Source organism: Alteromonas sp. W364, from assembly GCF_031846205.1.
In the GTDB taxonomy this organism is placed as follows: Bacteria; Pseudomonadota; Gammaproteobacteria; order Enterobacterales; family Alteromonadaceae; genus Glaciecola; species Glaciecola blandensis.
Genome location: NZ_JAVRID010000004.1, coordinates 389,572 through 406,835, shown reverse-complemented (window position 1 = coordinate 406,835; position 17,264 = coordinate 389,572). Strand labels below are relative to the sequence as shown.

General features: G+C 42.6%; 20 protein-coding genes. 11 read left to right on the top strand and 9 right to left on the bottom strand.

The window, feature by feature from the left end; genetic code table 11:
* Positions 1-50: 50 nt before the first annotated feature.
* The 5 genes from RM556_RS09110 to RM556_RS09090 form a co-directional block, all read right to left on the bottom strand.
* Complete coding sequence (locus tag RM556_RS09110) at positions 51-380, bottom strand: type II toxin-antitoxin system RelE/ParE family toxin (RefSeq protein WP_311374415.1); 330 nt, start codon at positions 378-380, stop codon at positions 51-53.
* Positions 353-568, bottom strand: coding sequence for an addiction module protein (locus tag RM556_RS09105; protein WP_311374414.1), 216 nt, complete (start codon positions 566-568; stop codon positions 353-355). The genes RM556_RS09110 and RM556_RS09105 overlap by 28 nt, the downstream gene beginning before the upstream one ends.
* Before the next feature lie 141 nt (positions 569-709).
* Complete coding sequence (locus RM556_RS09100; RefSeq protein ID WP_311374413.1) at positions 710-1,120, bottom strand: hypothetical protein; 411 nt, start codon at positions 1,118-1,120, stop codon at positions 710-712.
* Positions 1,121-1,393: 273 nt separating this feature from the next.
* Complete coding sequence (locus RM556_RS09095; RefSeq protein ID WP_311374412.1) at positions 1,394-2,548, bottom strand: sigma-70 family RNA polymerase sigma factor; 1,155 nt, start codon at positions 2,546-2,548, stop codon at positions 1,394-1,396.
* Positions 2,549-2,550: 2 nt separating this feature from the next.
* Entirely contained in the window at positions 2,551-3,540 is a 990-nt protein-coding gene (locus RM556_RS09090; protein ID WP_311374411.1) for an alpha/beta hydrolase, read from the bottom strand.
* 197 nt (positions 3,541-3,737) lie between these two features.
* On the opposite strand from RM556_RS09090, the gene RM556_RS09085 reads away from it, so the two are divergent.
* Positions 3,738-4,922: a saccharopine dehydrogenase NADP-binding domain-containing protein gene (locus RM556_RS09085; protein WP_311360603.1), complete on the top strand. Its 1,185-nt coding sequence runs from the start codon at positions 3,738-3,740 to the stop codon at positions 4,920-4,922.
* A gap of 41 nt (positions 4,923-4,963) precedes the next feature.
* Here the strand turns inward: RM556_RS09085 and RM556_RS09080 are convergent, their stop codons facing one another.
* Entirely contained in the window at positions 4,964-5,515 is a 552-nt protein-coding gene (locus RM556_RS09080) for an NAD(P)H nitroreductase (RefSeq protein ID WP_311374410.1), read from the bottom strand.
* Positions 5,516-5,672: 157 nt separating this feature from the next.
* Here RM556_RS09080 and RM556_RS09075 point away from each other — a divergent pair, with 157 nt between their 5' ends.
* The 3 genes from RM556_RS09075 to RM556_RS09065 all read left to right on the top strand — a co-directional run bounded on the left by RM556_RS09075 (position 5,673) and on the right by RM556_RS09065 (position 8,441).
* Complete coding sequence (locus RM556_RS09075) at positions 5,673-5,852, top strand: hypothetical protein (RefSeq protein ID WP_311360605.1); 180 nt, start codon at positions 5,673-5,675, stop codon at positions 5,850-5,852.
* 97 nt (positions 5,853-5,949) lie between these two features.
* A complete protein-coding gene (sppA, locus tag RM556_RS09070) occupies positions 5,950-7,815 on the top strand; it encodes a signal peptide peptidase SppA (RefSeq protein WP_311360606.1) in 1,866 nt (621 codons plus the stop codon).
* Between the two features lie 119 nt (positions 7,816-7,934).
* Entirely contained in the window at positions 7,935-8,441 is a 507-nt protein-coding gene (locus RM556_RS09065) for a SprT family zinc-dependent metalloprotease (RefSeq protein ID WP_311374409.1), read from the top strand.
* Here RM556_RS09065 and yfbV read toward each other — a convergent pair.
* Positions 8,409-8,855 (bottom strand): terminus macrodomain insulation protein YfbV, encoded by a 447-nt coding sequence (gene yfbV, locus RM556_RS09060; protein WP_311360608.1) that lies wholly within the window; start codon positions 8,853-8,855, stop codon positions 8,409-8,411. The two genes, RM556_RS09065 and yfbV, sit on opposite strands and share 33 nt — an antisense overlap.
* Before the next feature lie 325 nt (positions 8,856-9,180).
* Here yfbV and trxB point away from each other — a divergent pair, with 325 nt between their 5' ends.
* The 4 genes from trxB (at position 9,181) to infA (ending at position 11,991) form a co-directional block, all read left to right on the top strand.
* Positions 9,181-10,131, top strand: a complete 951-nt coding sequence (gene trxB / locus RM556_RS09055; protein WP_311374408.1) for a thioredoxin-disulfide reductase — start codon at positions 9,181-9,183, stop codon at positions 10,129-10,131.
* Between the two features lie 58 nt (positions 10,132-10,189).
* Positions 10,190-10,987, top strand: a complete 798-nt coding sequence (aat, locus tag RM556_RS09050; RefSeq protein ID WP_311374407.1) for a leucyl/phenylalanyl-tRNA--protein transferase — start codon at positions 10,190-10,192, stop codon at positions 10,985-10,987.
* A 9-nt stretch (positions 10,988-10,996) separates the two neighbouring features.
* Entirely contained in the window at positions 10,997-11,692 is a 696-nt protein-coding gene (locus RM556_RS09045; protein ID WP_311374406.1) for an arginyltransferase, read from the top strand.
* 80 nt (positions 11,693-11,772) lie between these two features.
* Entirely contained in the window at positions 11,773-11,991 is a 219-nt protein-coding gene (infA, locus tag RM556_RS09040) for a translation initiation factor IF-1 (RefSeq protein WP_006010397.1), read from the top strand.
* Positions 11,992-12,097: 106 nt separating this feature from the next.
* Here the strand turns inward: infA and clpA are convergent, their stop codons facing one another.
* Entirely contained in the window at positions 12,098-14,365 is a 2,268-nt protein-coding gene (gene clpA, locus RM556_RS09035; RefSeq protein ID WP_311360611.1) for an ATP-dependent Clp protease ATP-binding subunit ClpA, read from the bottom strand.
* A gap of 13 nt (positions 14,366-14,378) precedes the next feature.
* Entirely contained in the window at positions 14,379-14,702 is a 324-nt protein-coding gene (clpS, locus tag RM556_RS09030; protein ID WP_311360612.1) for an ATP-dependent Clp protease adapter ClpS, read from the bottom strand.
* A 217-nt stretch (positions 14,703-14,919) separates the two neighbouring features.
* Here clpS and cspD point away from each other — a divergent pair, with 217 nt between their 5' ends.
* The 3 genes from cspD to mnmA all read left to right on the top strand — a co-directional run bounded on the left by cspD (position 14,920) and on the right by mnmA (position 17,255).
* Positions 14,920-15,141 (top strand): cold shock domain-containing protein CspD, encoded by a 222-nt coding sequence (gene cspD / locus RM556_RS09025; protein ID WP_311360613.1) that lies wholly within the window; start codon positions 14,920-14,922, stop codon positions 15,139-15,141.
* 202 nt (positions 15,142-15,343) lie between these two features.
* Positions 15,344-15,892 (top strand): pseudouridine synthase, encoded by a 549-nt coding sequence (locus RM556_RS09020; RefSeq protein ID WP_311374420.1) that lies wholly within the window; start codon positions 15,344-15,346, stop codon positions 15,890-15,892.
* 199 nt (positions 15,893-16,091) lie between these two features.
* Positions 16,092-17,255: a tRNA 2-thiouridine(34) synthase MnmA gene (mnmA, locus tag RM556_RS09015; protein ID WP_311360614.1), complete on the top strand. Its 1,164-nt coding sequence runs from the start codon at positions 16,092-16,094 to the stop codon at positions 17,253-17,255.
* Positions 17,256-17,264: the final 9 nt, after the last annotated feature.

Genomic DNA, 17,264 nt, shown 5'->3' with positions numbered 1-17,264 from the left:
GATAAGCGGTTTGGTAGCGCTTTTGTGGCAAATCCGTCTTCACCGTTTTGTTAATTGCGGTCATTCCAATAGCCGGGCTTGCGGTGGTTATGCATAATCGCAACAATATAAATTCTTTTTTCATCTACGTTTTTATAGATAACAGAATACGGGAAGCGACTTAAGATAAAGCGTCTATGGTATTGCCCCATTTTAGGCCAAGTTTGTGGTAAGGATTGGATAGAATTAAAGGCATCGTCTAACTCTTGTACGAACTCGAATCCGAGACCTTTTACTTGTTCTTGATACCAATCAAAGGACGATTTTATTTCCTCTGTGGTGTCTGGGTGAAATAATAAATCAGGCACATAGCTTACAATTTTTGCTTGATTTGGTCCCATGTAGTCGGGCTAACTTTACCGCTTTCCAATTCATTGCTTCGTTTTTCTGCCAGTGATATCCACTCTTGTTCAACGTCATCATCAGCATGTCCATCCATTGCTGATAATAAACAATGAGCAGCTAGAGCTTTCTCTTTTGTGCTCATTTGATCAATGCTATCCATAAGGTTTTTAAAAGCTTCCGACATAAAAATATCCCCAAACAATTTAACTATGATTAGTTTAGCAGTTTATAGAATCAAGAGTAGTAAATTTACACACAGAGCAATTAACACCGTTTTAAGCGGTGGGACGGCGTTCTTCCGGCACATCCGTCTTCAAAACTTTTGTTAGATGTCATATTTGATTGCCCACTTTCTATATTTAACAACAAACTCTTTGGCTTCGGCAAGAGTGTCAGGATATGGAATACTATCAAGAGTACTTGGCTCCACTCTAATCTTTTGAAATATGAAACCATGTTCCACAAGATATTTCACTTTTTTCCATTGAGCAGTATCTGATTTTTTGGGCGGCTTAAAGTTTCTACCTAAATTTATCGTCTTGCTATTGCATACAGGACACTTTGCAGCGCGTGGGTAGTCACAAGGGGAAGCATCAAAGTGTCTCATAATTGAAGTTTTACAGGTAAAGCAAGCAAAGGCCATCGCATAATCTGGGCCGAGCACTTTTTCTACTTTCTTTGGAATCGAACGCGTACCATTTTGTCGACGCAACTCCATCCGTGCTTGCTTATCCAAAATTCCTCCAGACATCTAACAACTTATTATCCTGACCGCATGGTAAAAACAAAACATAACCATATCACACAGCCCTTATACTTATTTATTTTCAATAGCTTACTATTTATTCGATGATAAGTTCTACATTATTTTATGTGGTTAGTATGCATTCATGGTAAATACATGCTCAGTATTCGAATCAAATTCTATAAAACATGGGCTTAAATTGGCTTTTACTAAAAGTTGATTTCATTACTTCGCATGCATAATAATCCCGCAATGCAAATAAAACTAAAAGACTAAGCGTCCACTGGACACCAAGCCAATGATTAAGCCTGCGAAACCAGTTCCAATGCCCAAGAACAAGCAAGAATAATTAAAGACCGCCATCATGCGTGTCGTTTTTTGCCTAGGTTTACCGCTTTTCTCGAACGTCGCATTTTCATGGAGAAAGGACATACTTCTTAACATCAATACGAACAGACCGATAGCGAATATGCTAAAAGTGATGACTGGACCGAGCCAACCACTTGTCAATTCATACGCCGCAGTTATAAATACTCCCCAAATCAAAACCCAAGCAATGAGTTCGTTTCTATAACGCTTCATAGTGCGCTTTTTATCGTCATTCGGTAAGTTAGCTATGGCCATTTTTGAGGACCAAATGACCGCCAATACAGCCAAAAATGCTCCCAGAATCGAACCACCTAACACACTTAGAATTTTTACCCAAAAACTGCCACTTGCATTACCACTTACTGTGGCAGTTGAAAGGCTTGCAGTGGCCAATGAAGCAGCAACCGGCCCACTTGGCGTAATTAAACCGAGTATCACGGCGCTGAAACCAATACTTGGCGCCGTACTATAAATGGCGCTTCCAACATGTTTTAGTATTTTATTTTTTAGCGTTGCACGTGCTCGGGAAAGCTTTTTCCTAACGCTTGACTCACTAAGGCTAAGAAGCTGAGCAACTTGCTTACTAGACTGCTCTTCCCGATAATAAAGCAGTACGATTTCTCTATCTTCCTCTGAAAGCTGGTCAATAAATTGAGCTACCAAACGCTTATTTTGATCACGGCTAAATTTTTCATCATGCGTATTTTCATCGGTTTCTAGTTGCGCTAACAACAAGGTAGCTTCGTCGGAATCCACGCGAGCGTTAAGCTTATTATCACGAATGTAATTCAAGGCCGCATATCTTGTCGTTTGCCTGAGCCAAGGTAAAAAGCTTTCAGGATTTTTCAATTGTTGTAAGTTTTGCCACACACTGACATAGACTTGTTGAGCAATTTCCTCACTATCGTCGACATCTTTAACGATAGCGAGTGCAATAGCACTGACCAAATTTTGTGAGTGTCGAATAATGCGTTCATAGGCTTGATGATCGCCTTGTTGAGCCAATTCAATATCGGTGCTAGTTGTCTGAGAACTTGTTGTACTAAACATCCCTATTCCTCCAAGAATGAGCTAATTTGCGTCACTAACCACGCTGGCTGGTCAAACATAATGAAATGGCGCGCTTGAGTATTCATAATTACCGTAGCGTTTTTCACATTTTCAAACTGTTGCTCATATAAATCTTGTACCGATTGATGTTGAGCATCTTGAGTAAAAGCGCCTGAAGCCCCTAACAGTAGCATGCGTGTTTTACTTGTTTGAAGTGGCTTTCGCACATCCTTAAGCATCACTTCGTACAAAGCAGTCCCCGCAGTGATCGGGTCGGATTTCTTTGCCATTTCTACGATATGAGCTTGATCATCCGCTGACTTAGCTTGAATAAAAATACCGCGTTTTGTTTGCGCTGCCAACTGTTCTGGCTGCATTGCCTGAAACATCGCTTTCATCGCTTGGGCTTGAGGCTCCATATGATCAACTACGGTATCGTTGCTTCGAGTGAAAATAGGCCCAATGAAAGGCAAGCCATCTATCGAAACCACTTTGCCGATAAGTTCTTCGTGCTCTGCCGCCATACTTAAACCAATCAGTCCGCCCATGCTGTGCCCTACAATATGTGGTTTATCTAGCTTTTTAAGAGCAATATAAGCACGCAAGTCCAGCAATAATTGCTCAAAACTAAATTCGCTATCTTGAGGGGTGCCAGCAAAGCCTTTTATTGCCACTAGATGCACATCAAATTGCTCTTCAAATTGTTCCTTTATCCCAGAATAAACAGAAGGGTTCGACATTAAACCGGGTATAAAAATTATCGCTTGCTTGTGTAGCTCGCTAGCTTGATTCACAACGCTGAATGTCCCCATATCAGTCGTCAATTGTTCAGCTTGTGTCACTTTGGTTTTTGCTTGTAAAACTGCTGGCAATACAACTCCAAGAAGCACCATTACAATCGCAAACTGCTGCCAAATGGCGGACGATGGATTTAATTTACTTGTCTTAATGTTATTGAGCATTGCTTTGCTGGTAGTTAAAAAACGCGTCATGTTCATATTCCTTTGCATAATGAGAATGTAAAAAGCAAGAATTTTGCTGGTCTTATAGCTAAGAAACGCACTGAGAAGAAAGTGTGACAACAATTTTGGTGATATCTGTAAATAAAGGAAAAAAATATCGCTGTAGGAGTTTCAATCGTATAGTAGTAAGTCATCCAGATAAAACCCAAACAACAAGCGAGATGAATATGATAAACAACGCAGGCAAGACTTACGACGTCGTGATTTATGGCGCAAGCGGATTCACTGGTCAATTGGTGGTTGAGTACTTTCTGAGCCAATATTCAAGCAATAGTAATATTACATGGGCAATGGCAGGCAGGAATTTAGAGAAGCTAGCGGGCATAAGAGATCAGCTTGGTGCGCCCGCCGACACGCCGCTTATTCAAGCCGATGGTAAAGACGAAGAAAGTATTATCGCGATGGCATCGCAAGCTGCCGTTGTGCTCACCACCGTTGGTCCATATCAATTATACGGTGAAAACTTGGTTAAAGCTTGCGCTCAAACAGGCACTGGCTACGTAGATTTGTGTGGTGAACCGACGTGGATGCACGACATGATCGAAAAATATCAAGCCGATGCAGAAAAATCAGGGGCTAAAATTATTTTTTCTTGTGGTTTCGACTCTATCCCTTTCGATTTGGGCGTGTTCCATTTGCAGGAAACAGCCATTGCCGAAAGCGGTGAACCCATAGAATACGTAAAAGGCCGTGTGAGAAAAATGCAGGGGACATTTTCAGGTGGTACCGCCGCTAGCTTAAAAGCAACAATGAAAGCCGCTTTTGCAGATCCTGAAGTAATGAAAGTACTTAAGAACCCCTACTCACTTGCGCTTGAAACAAATGGTGTTGAGCAACCAAATGGTGATAAGCCCTATTTCGATGAAACCTTAAAGAGCTGGGTTGCTCCATTTATCATGGCAGCAATCAATACGCGCAATATCCATCGCTCAAATCAACTTCTAGGGCATCGTTATACCCACGCTTTCCGTTATGATGAAATGATGCTTACCGGGCCCGGAGACAAAGGTGAAGCCATTGCGAAATCTGTCGCCAGTGATAAATCATTGTCGAGTGATGAAGGTCCTAAGCCAGGAGAAGGTCCGAGTAAAGAAGAGCGCGAGAATGGCTTTTACGATGTGATGTTTCTGGGACAAGATACCAATAACAAAACACATATTGTCAGTGTTTCAGCGACCTGTGATCCGGGTTATGCCTCTACCTCAAGAATGATATCAGAGAGTGCAATCTGTCTTGTTGAGGAATATGACAATTTACAGGGTGGCATTTACACGCCCGCCCCCGCGTTAGGTAACGCCCTCATTAAGCGATTGCAAGACAATGCTGGCATATCATTTAAGCGTGAAACCTAAGTATTAGACTGTATGCTGGGCTTGCTGATACTAGCAAGCCGCTACTCCCAAATGCTAAAGTAATCACCACTGTTTCTCTGTGGTTTCGGCATTGTTTTCAACTTACTCGTGCCTAAATACATGAAACCCAATATTTCGTCGTGCTCAACACAACCAAAAGCCGTCTTTACGTCTTCATTTTGCGCGTAACTTCCTGTTCGCCATACTCCTTGAAAGCCCTGCGCTAGCGCTGCCATTTGCATGTTACTCATAGCACAAGCTGCAGAAGCAACCTGTTCAACCCATGGTACCTTTGGATCTTCTTTGTATTTTGCAATAGTGACAATCACCATAGGCGCTCTTAATGGGAGTTGTGGTGCACGTTCAATACTCGATTGATCAGCATTGCTATTGATCGCGGCCTGCTCAAACACTTCCCCTAAGCGGTGTAAACCTGCACCTTTACATATCACAAACTGCCATGGTGTAAGGCATCGATGATCGGGTGCTCTCAATGCCGCTTGCATGATATTTTCTAGCACGACACCTTCTGGTGCTGGTGCGCTGAGGCGGGGCTGGGAACTACGATTTAACAGCAAGTCTAAGGCGTCCAAATTTGCTCTCCAATAGGTATTGTTTGCAAGAGGTATAGCATAACCTCCAGTCAGTTCAAGAAATAGTATACTGTTTGAATGTAATTTGTACGTATACTAAGAAATCTAGTGCACAAATATCTATTCTAAATATAGTAAGTCTTATTGGGAGTAAACCTTGAGTACAAAACAAAAACTTAGGCCATTCCAGCGTATTATGAGAAAGCATGCCAAGTCAGAAAGTGTACAACAACGACAAAGCGATCTGTTAATGCAGTTTTCAGGTAAAGATCACGAAGCCGTCGCATTACTCTTGAAAGAGTGGCTAAAACAAAGTGAACGAAAAGATAAGATGTAACAGCCTCCGTAACAATCATTTACATTTAATGATTGTCGCAAGGTCATTAGTTTCGGTAGTATGAAACGTGAGAAAAACTATAAGGTAAACAAAAAGCATGTCAGAGAAAAAGAGCTGGACGAAATCGTTCTTTATTGGGTCTTGGCACCTAATTAACTACACCAGAAAATTCGTATTAAATGTAATTTTCTTCATTATATTGATCGCCATCCTTATAGGGATAAGCAATTCCGGCAGCGAACCTTTGACGGTGCCCAATGACAGCGCATTAGTGCTTAACTTGCGTGGTAATTTAGTGATTGAAAAGCAATACGTAGATCCTGCTGAAAAATTCATTGGTGAAGCGATAGGTCAAGGCCAAGATAATCCCGAAGTATTAGTGCGTGACTTAGTGAAAGTCATTAACAATGCCAAGGAAGATAATCGTATCAAAGCCCTCGTTCTTCAACTTGGCGGTCTTGGCGGCGGCGGTTTAGATAAAATGCGTAAAGTTGCCGACGCACTCACTGACTTCAAAACATCAGGCAAGCCTGTGTATGCAATGGGCGATTATTACGGACAGAGCCAATATTACCTCGCCGCGCATGCTGATAACGTGTATCTACACCCTATGGGTGCCTTGATCATTGAAGGATACGGTCGTTATAGAATGTACTATAAAGAAGGTTTGGAAAAACTGAAAGCGACTGTGAACGTGTTTAAAGTAGGTAAATTTAAATCTGCTGTAGAACCCTATTTGCGCAATGATATGTCTCCAGAAGCCCGCGCTGCAAACGAAGCTTGGTTAGGCGAGCTATGGTCGCAATATAAATCAGATGTTGCATCCGCAAGAAGTATGGATGTCAGCAACTTCGATGAAAAAATGGAACAAATTTTAGCGAAATTTGAGGCTGCAAACAGCGACTTCGCTCAGTATGCCCTAGATAACGGCTGGGTTGATGCGCTCCGCACGCGCAATGAGTTCCGCAATGAAATGATAGAATTGTTAGGTGAAGCCGACAACAAAACAGGCTACAACACGATTACTTACAACGACTACCTGAAAGTGATTACGCCACCCATTGCTTTGCCTGAATCAAGTAAGGACAAAGTGGCTATCGTGGTTGCGAAAGGAACCATACTTGATGGTAATCAAAAGCCAGGAACGATTGGTGGTGATAGTACAGCTGCGCTGCTCAGAAAAGCGCGTATGGATGACAAAGTCAAAGCGGTGGTGCTGCAAGTTGATTCGGGTGGCGGCAGCGTATTTGGCTCTGAAGTGATCCGTAAAGAAGTTGAATTGATGAAAGAAGCTGGCAAACCCATCGTTGCCTCAATGTCGACATATGCCGCTTCAGGTGGTTACTGGATTTCTGCTAGCACTGATAAAATTATTGCTGAACCAAGTACCGTCACGGGTTCTATCGGTATTTTTGGTATGATTACTACCTTCGAAAACTCTTTAGAGTACGTAGGTGTTCGCACTGACGGTGTTGGTACAACTGACTTTGCAGGCATGAGTCCTACTCGTGGACTAACACCGGGCATGAAGCAGGTCATTCAAATGAACATAGAGCGTGGCTATGAACGCTTCATTAATCTAGTTGCTACCGAACGCAATATGACGCCAGAAGCCGTGGACGAAATTGCTCAAGGTCGAGTCTGGATTGGAACTCAAGCTTTAGAACTAGGTTTGGTTGATGAACTCGGCACTTTGGACGATGCTGTAGCTTCAGCCGCAACATTAGCTGAGCTTGAAGACTACGATACAAAATATGTGGTCAGAGAGTTAAGCGAGCAAGAGTTAATGTGGCAGAAATTCCTCGCATCGGGCACATCCATCATTTCGAGCTTTAATATCGAACCTAAGCGAAGTGCAATGCAAGACATACTGTCTCAGGTTGATGCTGATTTGACACAATTTACACAATTAAACGACCCAATGGCCAGTTATGCATTGTGCACGGATTGTAAAATCGATTAATCACGCTTTTATGCTTCTGTAGTTTTAACTACTGATTTCAACTACTGAAGAAAACGGAAAACATCCAAAGTGGACAGTCTAGGCTGTCCACTTTTTTTTGTCTGATGTAAACTACGCCAATGAACGAAGAAACCCTCTTACAAATAGCAAAAGCTGAAATTGCGAACAAGATAGTGCTTGCTGAAGACTATTTTAATCAAACTTTCGAGTTACCTATGTTGAACTTAAAACAAAGAGGGAAAATAGCGGGTAGCGCTCATTTACAAAAGAATTTGATCAATTTAAATCTTAGTCTGTTTGAAGATAATATTGATGAGTTTATTCAGCAAGTCATACCACACGAAGTGGCTCATATCGTGTGCTATCAGTTATATGGAAAGGTAAAACCGCACGGGAGAGAATGGCAAGCAGTCATGCACTCAGTGTTTCAACGGCCAGCGAACGTCACTCATCAATTAGACGTTAGTAATGTGGGTATTAGTGAATATAACTACCGTTGCTTATGCCCAGAGCATGTCAAACTAAGCGCTATTCGTCACAACAGAGTGTTGAAAGGCACACAGCAGTATCGATGTAGACAGTGTAAAACAGTCCTAAAACAAGTGCTTAGTGAAAGCCTTGTCTAACTCGGAAAACGCAGTTTTAAGCAGCATAGCAAGCTCTTGAAAACGAGGTTTGCTCTTTAGACCTTCGAGCGCACAACCCTGCTGTTGCATTTTAGTGTAAATCTCTTGGTACCAAGACTTCATTGCTGGCGGCAACGTTTTTTGCGAACGCAACCCCAACCAAATAAGACCTTGTACGGGTAAACTCAGGAAAAATATACCTAAGGTAAGCGCTTGGGGTAGTTTCTCTGCACCCAAAAAATGCAGTTGAATAGCGACAGTCATCACCGCCAGTGCAGGCATCACTTTAAAACCAAACTTAGTTGCCGCGATGATTCTACACTCAGGGAAAAGGCCAAATAATTGCTTTTGCATTGGCCACGAGTCCATATATTGCTGGCCATTTTTTAAAACATCAGGGAGTGGTAACGCCATAAAGCAATTCACCTTCATCAATCTGTGGACTAATTATAAACCCATCGGGGCACAATTGTGTATACAAGTAATGTTGATACGACACAGCACCAATTTGGTTTAGCGATTGTTCAATAATATATCGACTGTTTGTTCGATAATAACACAAAAAATAAAGTTATTTCTGCAAACAAAAAGATATAGCGATTTAGGATGGTGGCTTCTGCCAAGTATGGTTATACTTCACCCACAGGGTTTGAAACCAATAGCTCAATAAGCACTATTGAAAAGCACAGTTTCATCCCAATCCTTACACAACATTTAATCCAGTTTTTCGGAGAGATACATGTCAGAAACCAGACACGTCCCCCTATTGATTTTGGGGTCTGGACCAGCAGGTTATTCAGCTGCTGTTTACGCCGCACGAGCGAATCTAAACCCGGTACTATTAACCGGCATTCAACAAGGTGGCCAATTGACCACCACCACAGAAGTCGAAAACTGGCCAGGTGACCCTGAAGGCTTAACCGGCCCTGACCTGATGGTTAGAATGCAGCAACATGCTGAAAAATTTGATACTGAAATCATTTTTGATCACATCAATAAAACTGACTTAAGCAAGCGTCCATACACATTGACAGGCGACCAAGGTACTTACACTTGCGATGCGCTCATCATTGCTACAGGTGCTTCAGCAAAATACCTAGGTTTACCCTCAGAAACTGCCTTCATGGGTAAAGGTGTTTCAGCTTGTGCTACTTGTGATGGATTCTTCTATCGCAACCAAAAAGTGGCGGTTGTTGGTGGCGGAAACACAGCTGTAGAAGAAGCGCTTTACTTGTCGAATATTGCATCTGAAGTACACGTTATTCACCGCAGAGATACCTTTAGAAGCGAAAAAATTCTCGCTGATCGTCTTATGGAAAAAGCCAAAAACGGTAACGTTGTTTTGCACTTAAACAAAGAGCTAGACGAAGTGTTAGGTGATGACATGGGCGTAACCGGCATTAATATTAAAGACACGAAAACAGGTGAAGTCTCAGATTTAGAAGTGATGGGCTTGTTTATTGCAATCGGACATTCTCCTAATACAGGCATTTTTGAAGGTCAACTTGAAATGAAAGATGGCTACATTAAAGTGAAAAGTGGTCTTGAAGGTAATGCGACTCAAACTAGCGTCGAAGGTGTTTTTGCTGCCGGTGACGTGAGTGATCATGTCTATCGACAAGCAATCACTTCTGCGGGTACTGGTTGTATGGCGGCTTTAGATGCTGAAAAGTTCTTGGACGCCCTGTAAACCGCCAACGAAGTCCTGCATTGTATTTAATAGACAGTGTGCTTCGTGGTAACTGACGATGCTTGAGCTTTTCCGGCTAGATCACACTAATCGTTTTCCAGCGCTTGAATTTGCGCTGGAAGAGCCTAATGGTTTACTGGCTTTCGGTGGAGATCTATCTACTGAGCGCCTGATTAGTGCTTACAGCCAAGGTATTTTCCCTTGGTTTTCAGATGGTGACCCCTATCTATGGTGGTCACCTGATCCTCGCGGCATTCTTATGCTCGAAGACTTCCACAAGTCAAAAAGCCTACAAAAGAGCATTCGTAAAAAGCATTTCCGCGTAACCTTGAATAATAACTTCCGCGCAGTCATTAACGAATGTGCAAACGTACCTCGTAAGATTACAGGTCTTGGGCAAGTTGGCGAAACCAGCGATCTGACCTGGATCACTGACGATATGAAGGAAGCTTATGAACGGCTCCATGAAGCTGGTGTCGCACATTCTATCGAAGTGTGGGAGCAACAAGAGTTAGTCGGTGGTTTGTATGGTGTTGCTATTGGCGGTGTGTTTTGTGGTGAATCCATGTTCCACTTACGCACCGATGCGTCAAAGGTGGCCTTGTATGCCCTAGTGCAACACATGCAGAAACATTGCTTAGGCTTTATTGATTGTCAGATGGGTACTTCTCACCTTTCGTCCCTAGGTTGCAAAGAAATTGACAGAGAAGCCTTTATTTCACTATTACACAGACATACTGAAACAAACACTAATGAAGAAGTGTGGCGTCCGCAATCCATCAGCAATTTGATCTACGCTGAAAACCATAGCTCGCCCCAAGTAGTCACAAACACTTCATCTATTTCCTTAGAGTAAGTACATTTGATGAAATTTGGTATCACGCAAGCTTTCCCATGCAACTACCTGCCCGACCGGGAGGAACGACTGCTTGTTTGTGTTGAACCCAACCCAAGTTTACGCATCGCTTTCTCTGCCTTAACTGAGTCTGGATTTAGGCGCAGTGGTGACCAAATTTATCGACCTCACTGTACGGCTTGTAACGAGTGTCAATCGGTTCGCGTCTTAGCTCGCGCATTCAAAGCGAGTAAAAGCCAAAAACGAGTATTATCGCGTAATAAAGATATTGAAGTGAGAGTCAGCCATGAGAACAAAGATGATTATTACACGCTCTATGAGCGTTATATCTCAGAAGTGCATGCTGATGGCAGTATGTTTCCTGCTTCACCAGAGCAATATTTTGGTTTTGTAAACTGTGAATGGCAAGCCCCCATATTCCTCGAGGCGCGTTTGGCAGGCGAATTAATTGGTGTAGCGGTAACAGACAAACTTGAACGTGGATATTCGGCGCTGTATACCTTTTTCAGTCCAAGTTTGGCGAAACGCTCTCTGGGGACGTTCTTCATATTGAAGCAAATCGCCTTAGCGGTCGAAGCTGATCTGCCCTATCTGTATCTTGGCTACCAAGTAGATGGTTGTCAGAAAATGAACTACAAACAAAACTTCTTACCACAAGAACGATTCTTCGAAGATAAATGGCATTTATTATTAAAAAAGCCATGAAATCCTTTACATAGATAGCTATTTGGGTTAACTTCTGCGCGGCAAAATTATTGACTAACAAATTGAGGTTGTTGCTTTAGATGGCAAAAGAAGATTGCATTGAAATGGAAGGTACGGTTTTAGACACACTTCCAAACACTATGTTCAGAGTTGAACTAGAAAACGGTCACGTAGTGACGGCGCATATTTCAGGTAAAATGCGTAAGAATTATATTCGTATATTAACTGGCGACAAAGTGACTGTCGAAATGACACCTTACGATTTAAGTAAAGGTCGTATCATTTATCGTGCCCGTTAATTAAAATCGAACATTCGATTAAGAAGCAAGCGTCTTTGCTTCGCTAACACACAGAAAAAAACCGCCTTTAGGCGGTTTTTCGTTTTCTGTTACATAGGTGAGCTAATTACGCTTCTGTTTTCGCCTTGGTTACTGGCGTGTAACTAAAGGTCAATTTCTCTTTCTTCAGACCCACTTTCACCTCACCACCCTGGCTTAACTGACCAAATAACAATTCAGTAGCCAGTTCTTTTTTCAGTTGCTCTTGAATGACTCTTCCCATCGGACGAGCCCCCATTGATTTGTCATAGCCTTTTTTGGCTAGCCAATCACGCGCCTTTTCAGTTACTTCGAGTGATACGCCTTTTTGATCAAGTTGCGCTTGAAGCTCAATGATGAACTTATCAACAACTTGAAGTATTACGTCTTCGTCCAAGTGATTAAACCAAACAATACCATCGAGTCTATTTCTAAACTCAGGAGAGAACGTTTTGTTTATTTCAGACATTGCATCATGGCTATGGTCTTGTTGCTTGAAGCCAATCGATTTACGAATAGTTTCTTGCACACCAGCATTGGTTGTCATTACCAATACCACATTTCTGAAATCAACTTTTCTGCCGTTATTATCAGTCAATGTTCCGTGGTCCATTACCTGCAACAGAATATTGTAAATATCCGAGTGTGCCTTCTCCATCTCGTCTAGCAAAACCACACAATAAGGATTTTTTATCACGGCATCGGTTAGCAAGCCACCTTGGTCATAACCTACATAACCCGGAGGAGCTCCAATTAATCGAGAAACTGCATGACGTTCCATGTATTCCGACATATCAAAACGTACCAGCTCAACGCCCATTATTTTGGCCAATTGTTGCGTCACTTCTGTCTTACCAACGCCTGTCGGGCCGGCAAACAAGAAGTTACCAATCGGCTTAGATTCATTCCCAAGCCCAGAGCGAGATAGCTGTATGGCGTCAGAGAGCGTTTCAATCGCCTTGTCTTGACCAAACACCACCATTTTAAGGTTACGTCCTAGGTTCTTAAGCACTTCTTTGTCAGAGGCTGATACAGACTTTTCAGGGATACGTGCAATTTTGGCAATAATTTGCTCAATATCACCCACATTAATTGTTTTCTTGCGTTTAGATGAAGGCAATAGTCGTTGACTAGCGCCGGCTTCATCCATCACATCAATGGCTTTATCTGGCAAATGACGCTCGTTAATGTATTTCGCTGACAACTCAGCCGCAGCAGCAAGTGCTTTCTGGGTGTAGCGCACACTGTGATGCTCCTCATAACGTGATTTTAAGCCCATCAAAATCTTAGTGGTATCACTCACACTTGGCTCAACCACATCAATCTTTTGGAATCGTCTGGCCAATGCGCGATCTTTTTCAAAAATGCCTTGATACTCTTGATAGGTTGTTGAACCGATACAGCGTAACTCGCCGCTGCTCAACTTAGGTTTCAGCAAATTCGATGCATCCATCACACCACCAGAAGCCGCACCAGCCCCAATAATGGTGTGTATTTCGTCAATAAATAATATGGCATCAGGGTCTTTACTGAGTTCTTTTAAAATGCCTTTAAGACGTTTTTCAAAATCGCCTCGGTATTTCGTTCCTGCCAATAGACCACCAAGGTCCAAGGAATACACGGTTGAAGATGCGATAACGTCTGGCACTTCGTCTTGTACGATGCGATAGGCCAAACCTTCTGCAATCGCTGTTTTACCCACCCCAGCTTCTCCAACCAGTAGTGGGTTGTTTTTGCGGCGGCGGCATAACACTTGAATACTGCGTTCCACTTCTTTATCGCGGCCAATAAGAGGGTCGATTTTGCCCTCTTTTGCGGCAACGTTTAGGTTACTCGCATACTTAGAGAGCATAGACTGGTTCTCTTCGCCTTCGGCTCCCTCTTCTTGAATTTCTTCTTGTGGCTCAGCTTCATCGTCTGTTTTGCTCACCCCATGAGAGATGTAGTTCACAACATCTAAGCGGGTGACGTCTGCTTTTTTAAGAATATAAACTGCTTGCGACTCTTGTTCACTGAAAATAGCAACAAGCACATTTGCACCAGTCACTTCACCTTTACCCGATGATTGAACGTGGAAAACTGCGCGTTGCAGGACACGCTGGAAACCAAGCGTCGGTTGAGTCTCACGCTCGACACTTTGTTGTTCGGACATAAGTGGCGTGGTTTCATTGACGAAATCAGTTAGCTCTGAACGCAGTGTTTCGATACTTGCGCCACAGGCCTTCAGCGCTTCTTTAGCGGCAGGGTTGTCAAGGAGCATGAGTAGCAAATGCTCTACAGTCATGAATTCGTGACGGTGCTGACGCGCGAAAACAAAGGCTTCATTCAATGTTTGTTCGAGATCTTTATTTAACATTACTTCCCCTTAATTATAGCGCCGGTTCCATTGTACACATCAATGGATGTTGGTTCTTGCGTGAATATTGATTCACTTGCATCACTTTTGTTTCTGCTATCTCTGCAGTATATATGCCACAAACGGCTTTGCCATGATAATGAACTGTCAACATCAGCTGATTCGCTTTTTCGGTATCCATATTGAAAAAGGTCACCAGAATTTCAATAACGAAATCCATAGGCGTGTAGTCGTCGTTGTTCAGCATCACCTTGTACATCGGTGGCGGCTCAACTTTCTTTTTGACTGTGTCGAGTTGCTTTTCGCCGTCAATATTAATGGTGTTTTCTCTAGTCATAGTTACTATAATAGTGTTAAAAGTGAGAACAAGAACAGTTTTTTAATCATTTTGTTTTTAAGTTGCTTTTAAGTGTAATTTAGACTTGACAACAAGTGGTCAAAAAACCTACAGTTTTAAATAGTGATGCTTCAGCAGTGAGTCACACCTTTCGCTTATCTTCTATTGTGAGGGCAAGCTAGTGGTATTTCAAGGTTCAAGAAAAGGAAGTAGTAGTATGGCAGTCGGCAAAGTTAAATGGTTTAACAATGCTAAAGGTTTTGGTTTTATCGTCCCAGAAGATGGTGGTGAAGATATTTTTGCTCATTATTCAACGATTAAGATGGATGGGTATCGCTCTCTGAAAGCAGGCCAAGAAGTGACGTATGAAGTTCAGCAAGGGCCCAAAGGTTTACATGCTGAAAACATTGGACTCAGCGACGACGAACCAGAAAGATAAAAACCTGGCGAGTATAAAGCGAAAAAGAAATGAAAAAGCAGGCTTACGTCTGCTTTTTTGTGTCATAATTTCGTCATCTACATGATGAACGATACAGTTGTCACCTGTGAAAAACACTCGAAATACTTTTTATCGCCAAAAGTCATCCACCTCGACAAAAGCGAAAAGATCTAAACCCTCTCATGGCGCTCAACAGCAAAATGTGCTTAAGCCCAAAGACCGGAAGGTACTGCTGTTCAATAAACCTCACATGGTACTCACTCAGTTTACCGACCAAGATGGCAGAGCCACTCTCAAGGATTACGTCAATATACCCGATGTTTACGCAGCAGGTCGTCTAGATAGAGATAGCGAAGGTCTTCTCGTGCTGACTAATGACGGTAAACTTGCACACAAGATAGCTGACCCAAAACAAAAAACTGAGAAAACCTATTGGGTGCAAGTGGAAGGTGAACCCAGTGAACTAGACTTGGATAAACTGCGTCAAGGCGTTGAACTCAAAGACGGTATGACCGCTCCAGCGAAGGTTTCTATGATGGCAGAGCCAGATGTGTGGGAAAGAGATCCCCCTGTGCGCTTTAGAGCAACAATACCAACGACATGGTTAAGGATCGTGATTAAAGAAGGCCGAAATCGCCAAGTACGCAGAATGACAGCGCATATCGGTTACCCTACTTTACGTTTGATTCGGTATCAGATTGGCGAGTGGACCATTGACAACATTCCCTCTGGCCACTTTGTTGAAATTTAAGCTACTCCACTTACGTTTATATGTATTACCGACTGTTATTGCTTTGCTTATCCTAAGTTAAGCTAATATAGACAAATTATCGCTATGAGAATGCTATAAAAAAGTAATATTTATTGGTACAATCCGTGCCCGAATTTACATGTGTACTAAACCCCTGTTTAGCGCTTTTCCCAATATTGCGAATTAAGGTAATTTGTCATTGACTAACACGCAGCAAAGTAATCAAAAACCCAAATCTGAAACCAAAGTAATCGTTGGCATGTCTGGCGGTGTCGACTCATCTGTATCTGCCTACTTGTTGCAACAAGAGGGATATCAGGTCGAGGGGCTTTTCATGAAAAACTGGGAAGAAGATGACAACGATGAATATTGCGCAGCAGCGGAAGATTTGGCTGATGCTCAAGCTGTTGCTGACAAACTTGGCATTTATTTGCATACCATCAACTTTGCAGCTGAATATTGGGATAATGTTTTTGAGTACTTTTTGCAAGAATACAAAGCAGGTCGGACGCCTAATCCCGACATCATGTGTAACAAAGAAATTAAATTTAAAGCCTTTTTAGAATTTGCAGCAGAAGATCTAGGTGCAGACTACATTGCAACTGGTCATTACGTTCAACGTCGTTATGAAGACGGCATATGGAAAATGATCCGCGGAAAAGACAGCAACAAGGACCAAAGCTATTTCTTGTACACGCTGAGCCACGAGCATATTGCTAAAACGCTGTTTCCTGTGGGTGACATTGAAAAGCCTCGAGTACGCGAAATAGCAGAACAACAAGGGTTAGTTACCGCAAACAAAAAAGATAGCACTGGCATCTGTTTTATCGGCGAAAGAAAGTTTAAAGACTTTTTAGCCCAATATTTGCCGGCTAAACCCGGCATCATTGAAACAGCTGAAGGTGAAGAGATTGGCGAACACGAGGGCTTGATGTATCACACCCTTGGCCAACGCAAAGGTCTATTAATAGGTGGTAAAAAAGAGCACGGTGATGAGCCGTGGTATGTGGTCGACAAAGATGTTGCTAGGAATGTGCTCATTGTCGGTCAGGGTGCCAATCACCCTCGCTTATTCTCAGACGGACTCGTCGCTAGCCAATTGCATTGGAATGACCGCAAAGGTCCGCAGGAACCGATAAAGATGTCGGTAAAAACTCGCTATCGCCAAGAAGATATAGCCTGCCTAGTGGAGCCGCATTTAAATGGTACTGTGACAGTGCATTTCGATGAGCCACAAAAAGCCGTCACGCCAGGTCAATCTGCGGTTTTTTATCAAAATGATGTCTGTTTAGGTGGTGGGATCATTGACGGGTATATCGTTAATAATGAAGTCCAAACCATGCCCTCCGCTGGTAACCTCTAGGAACAATAC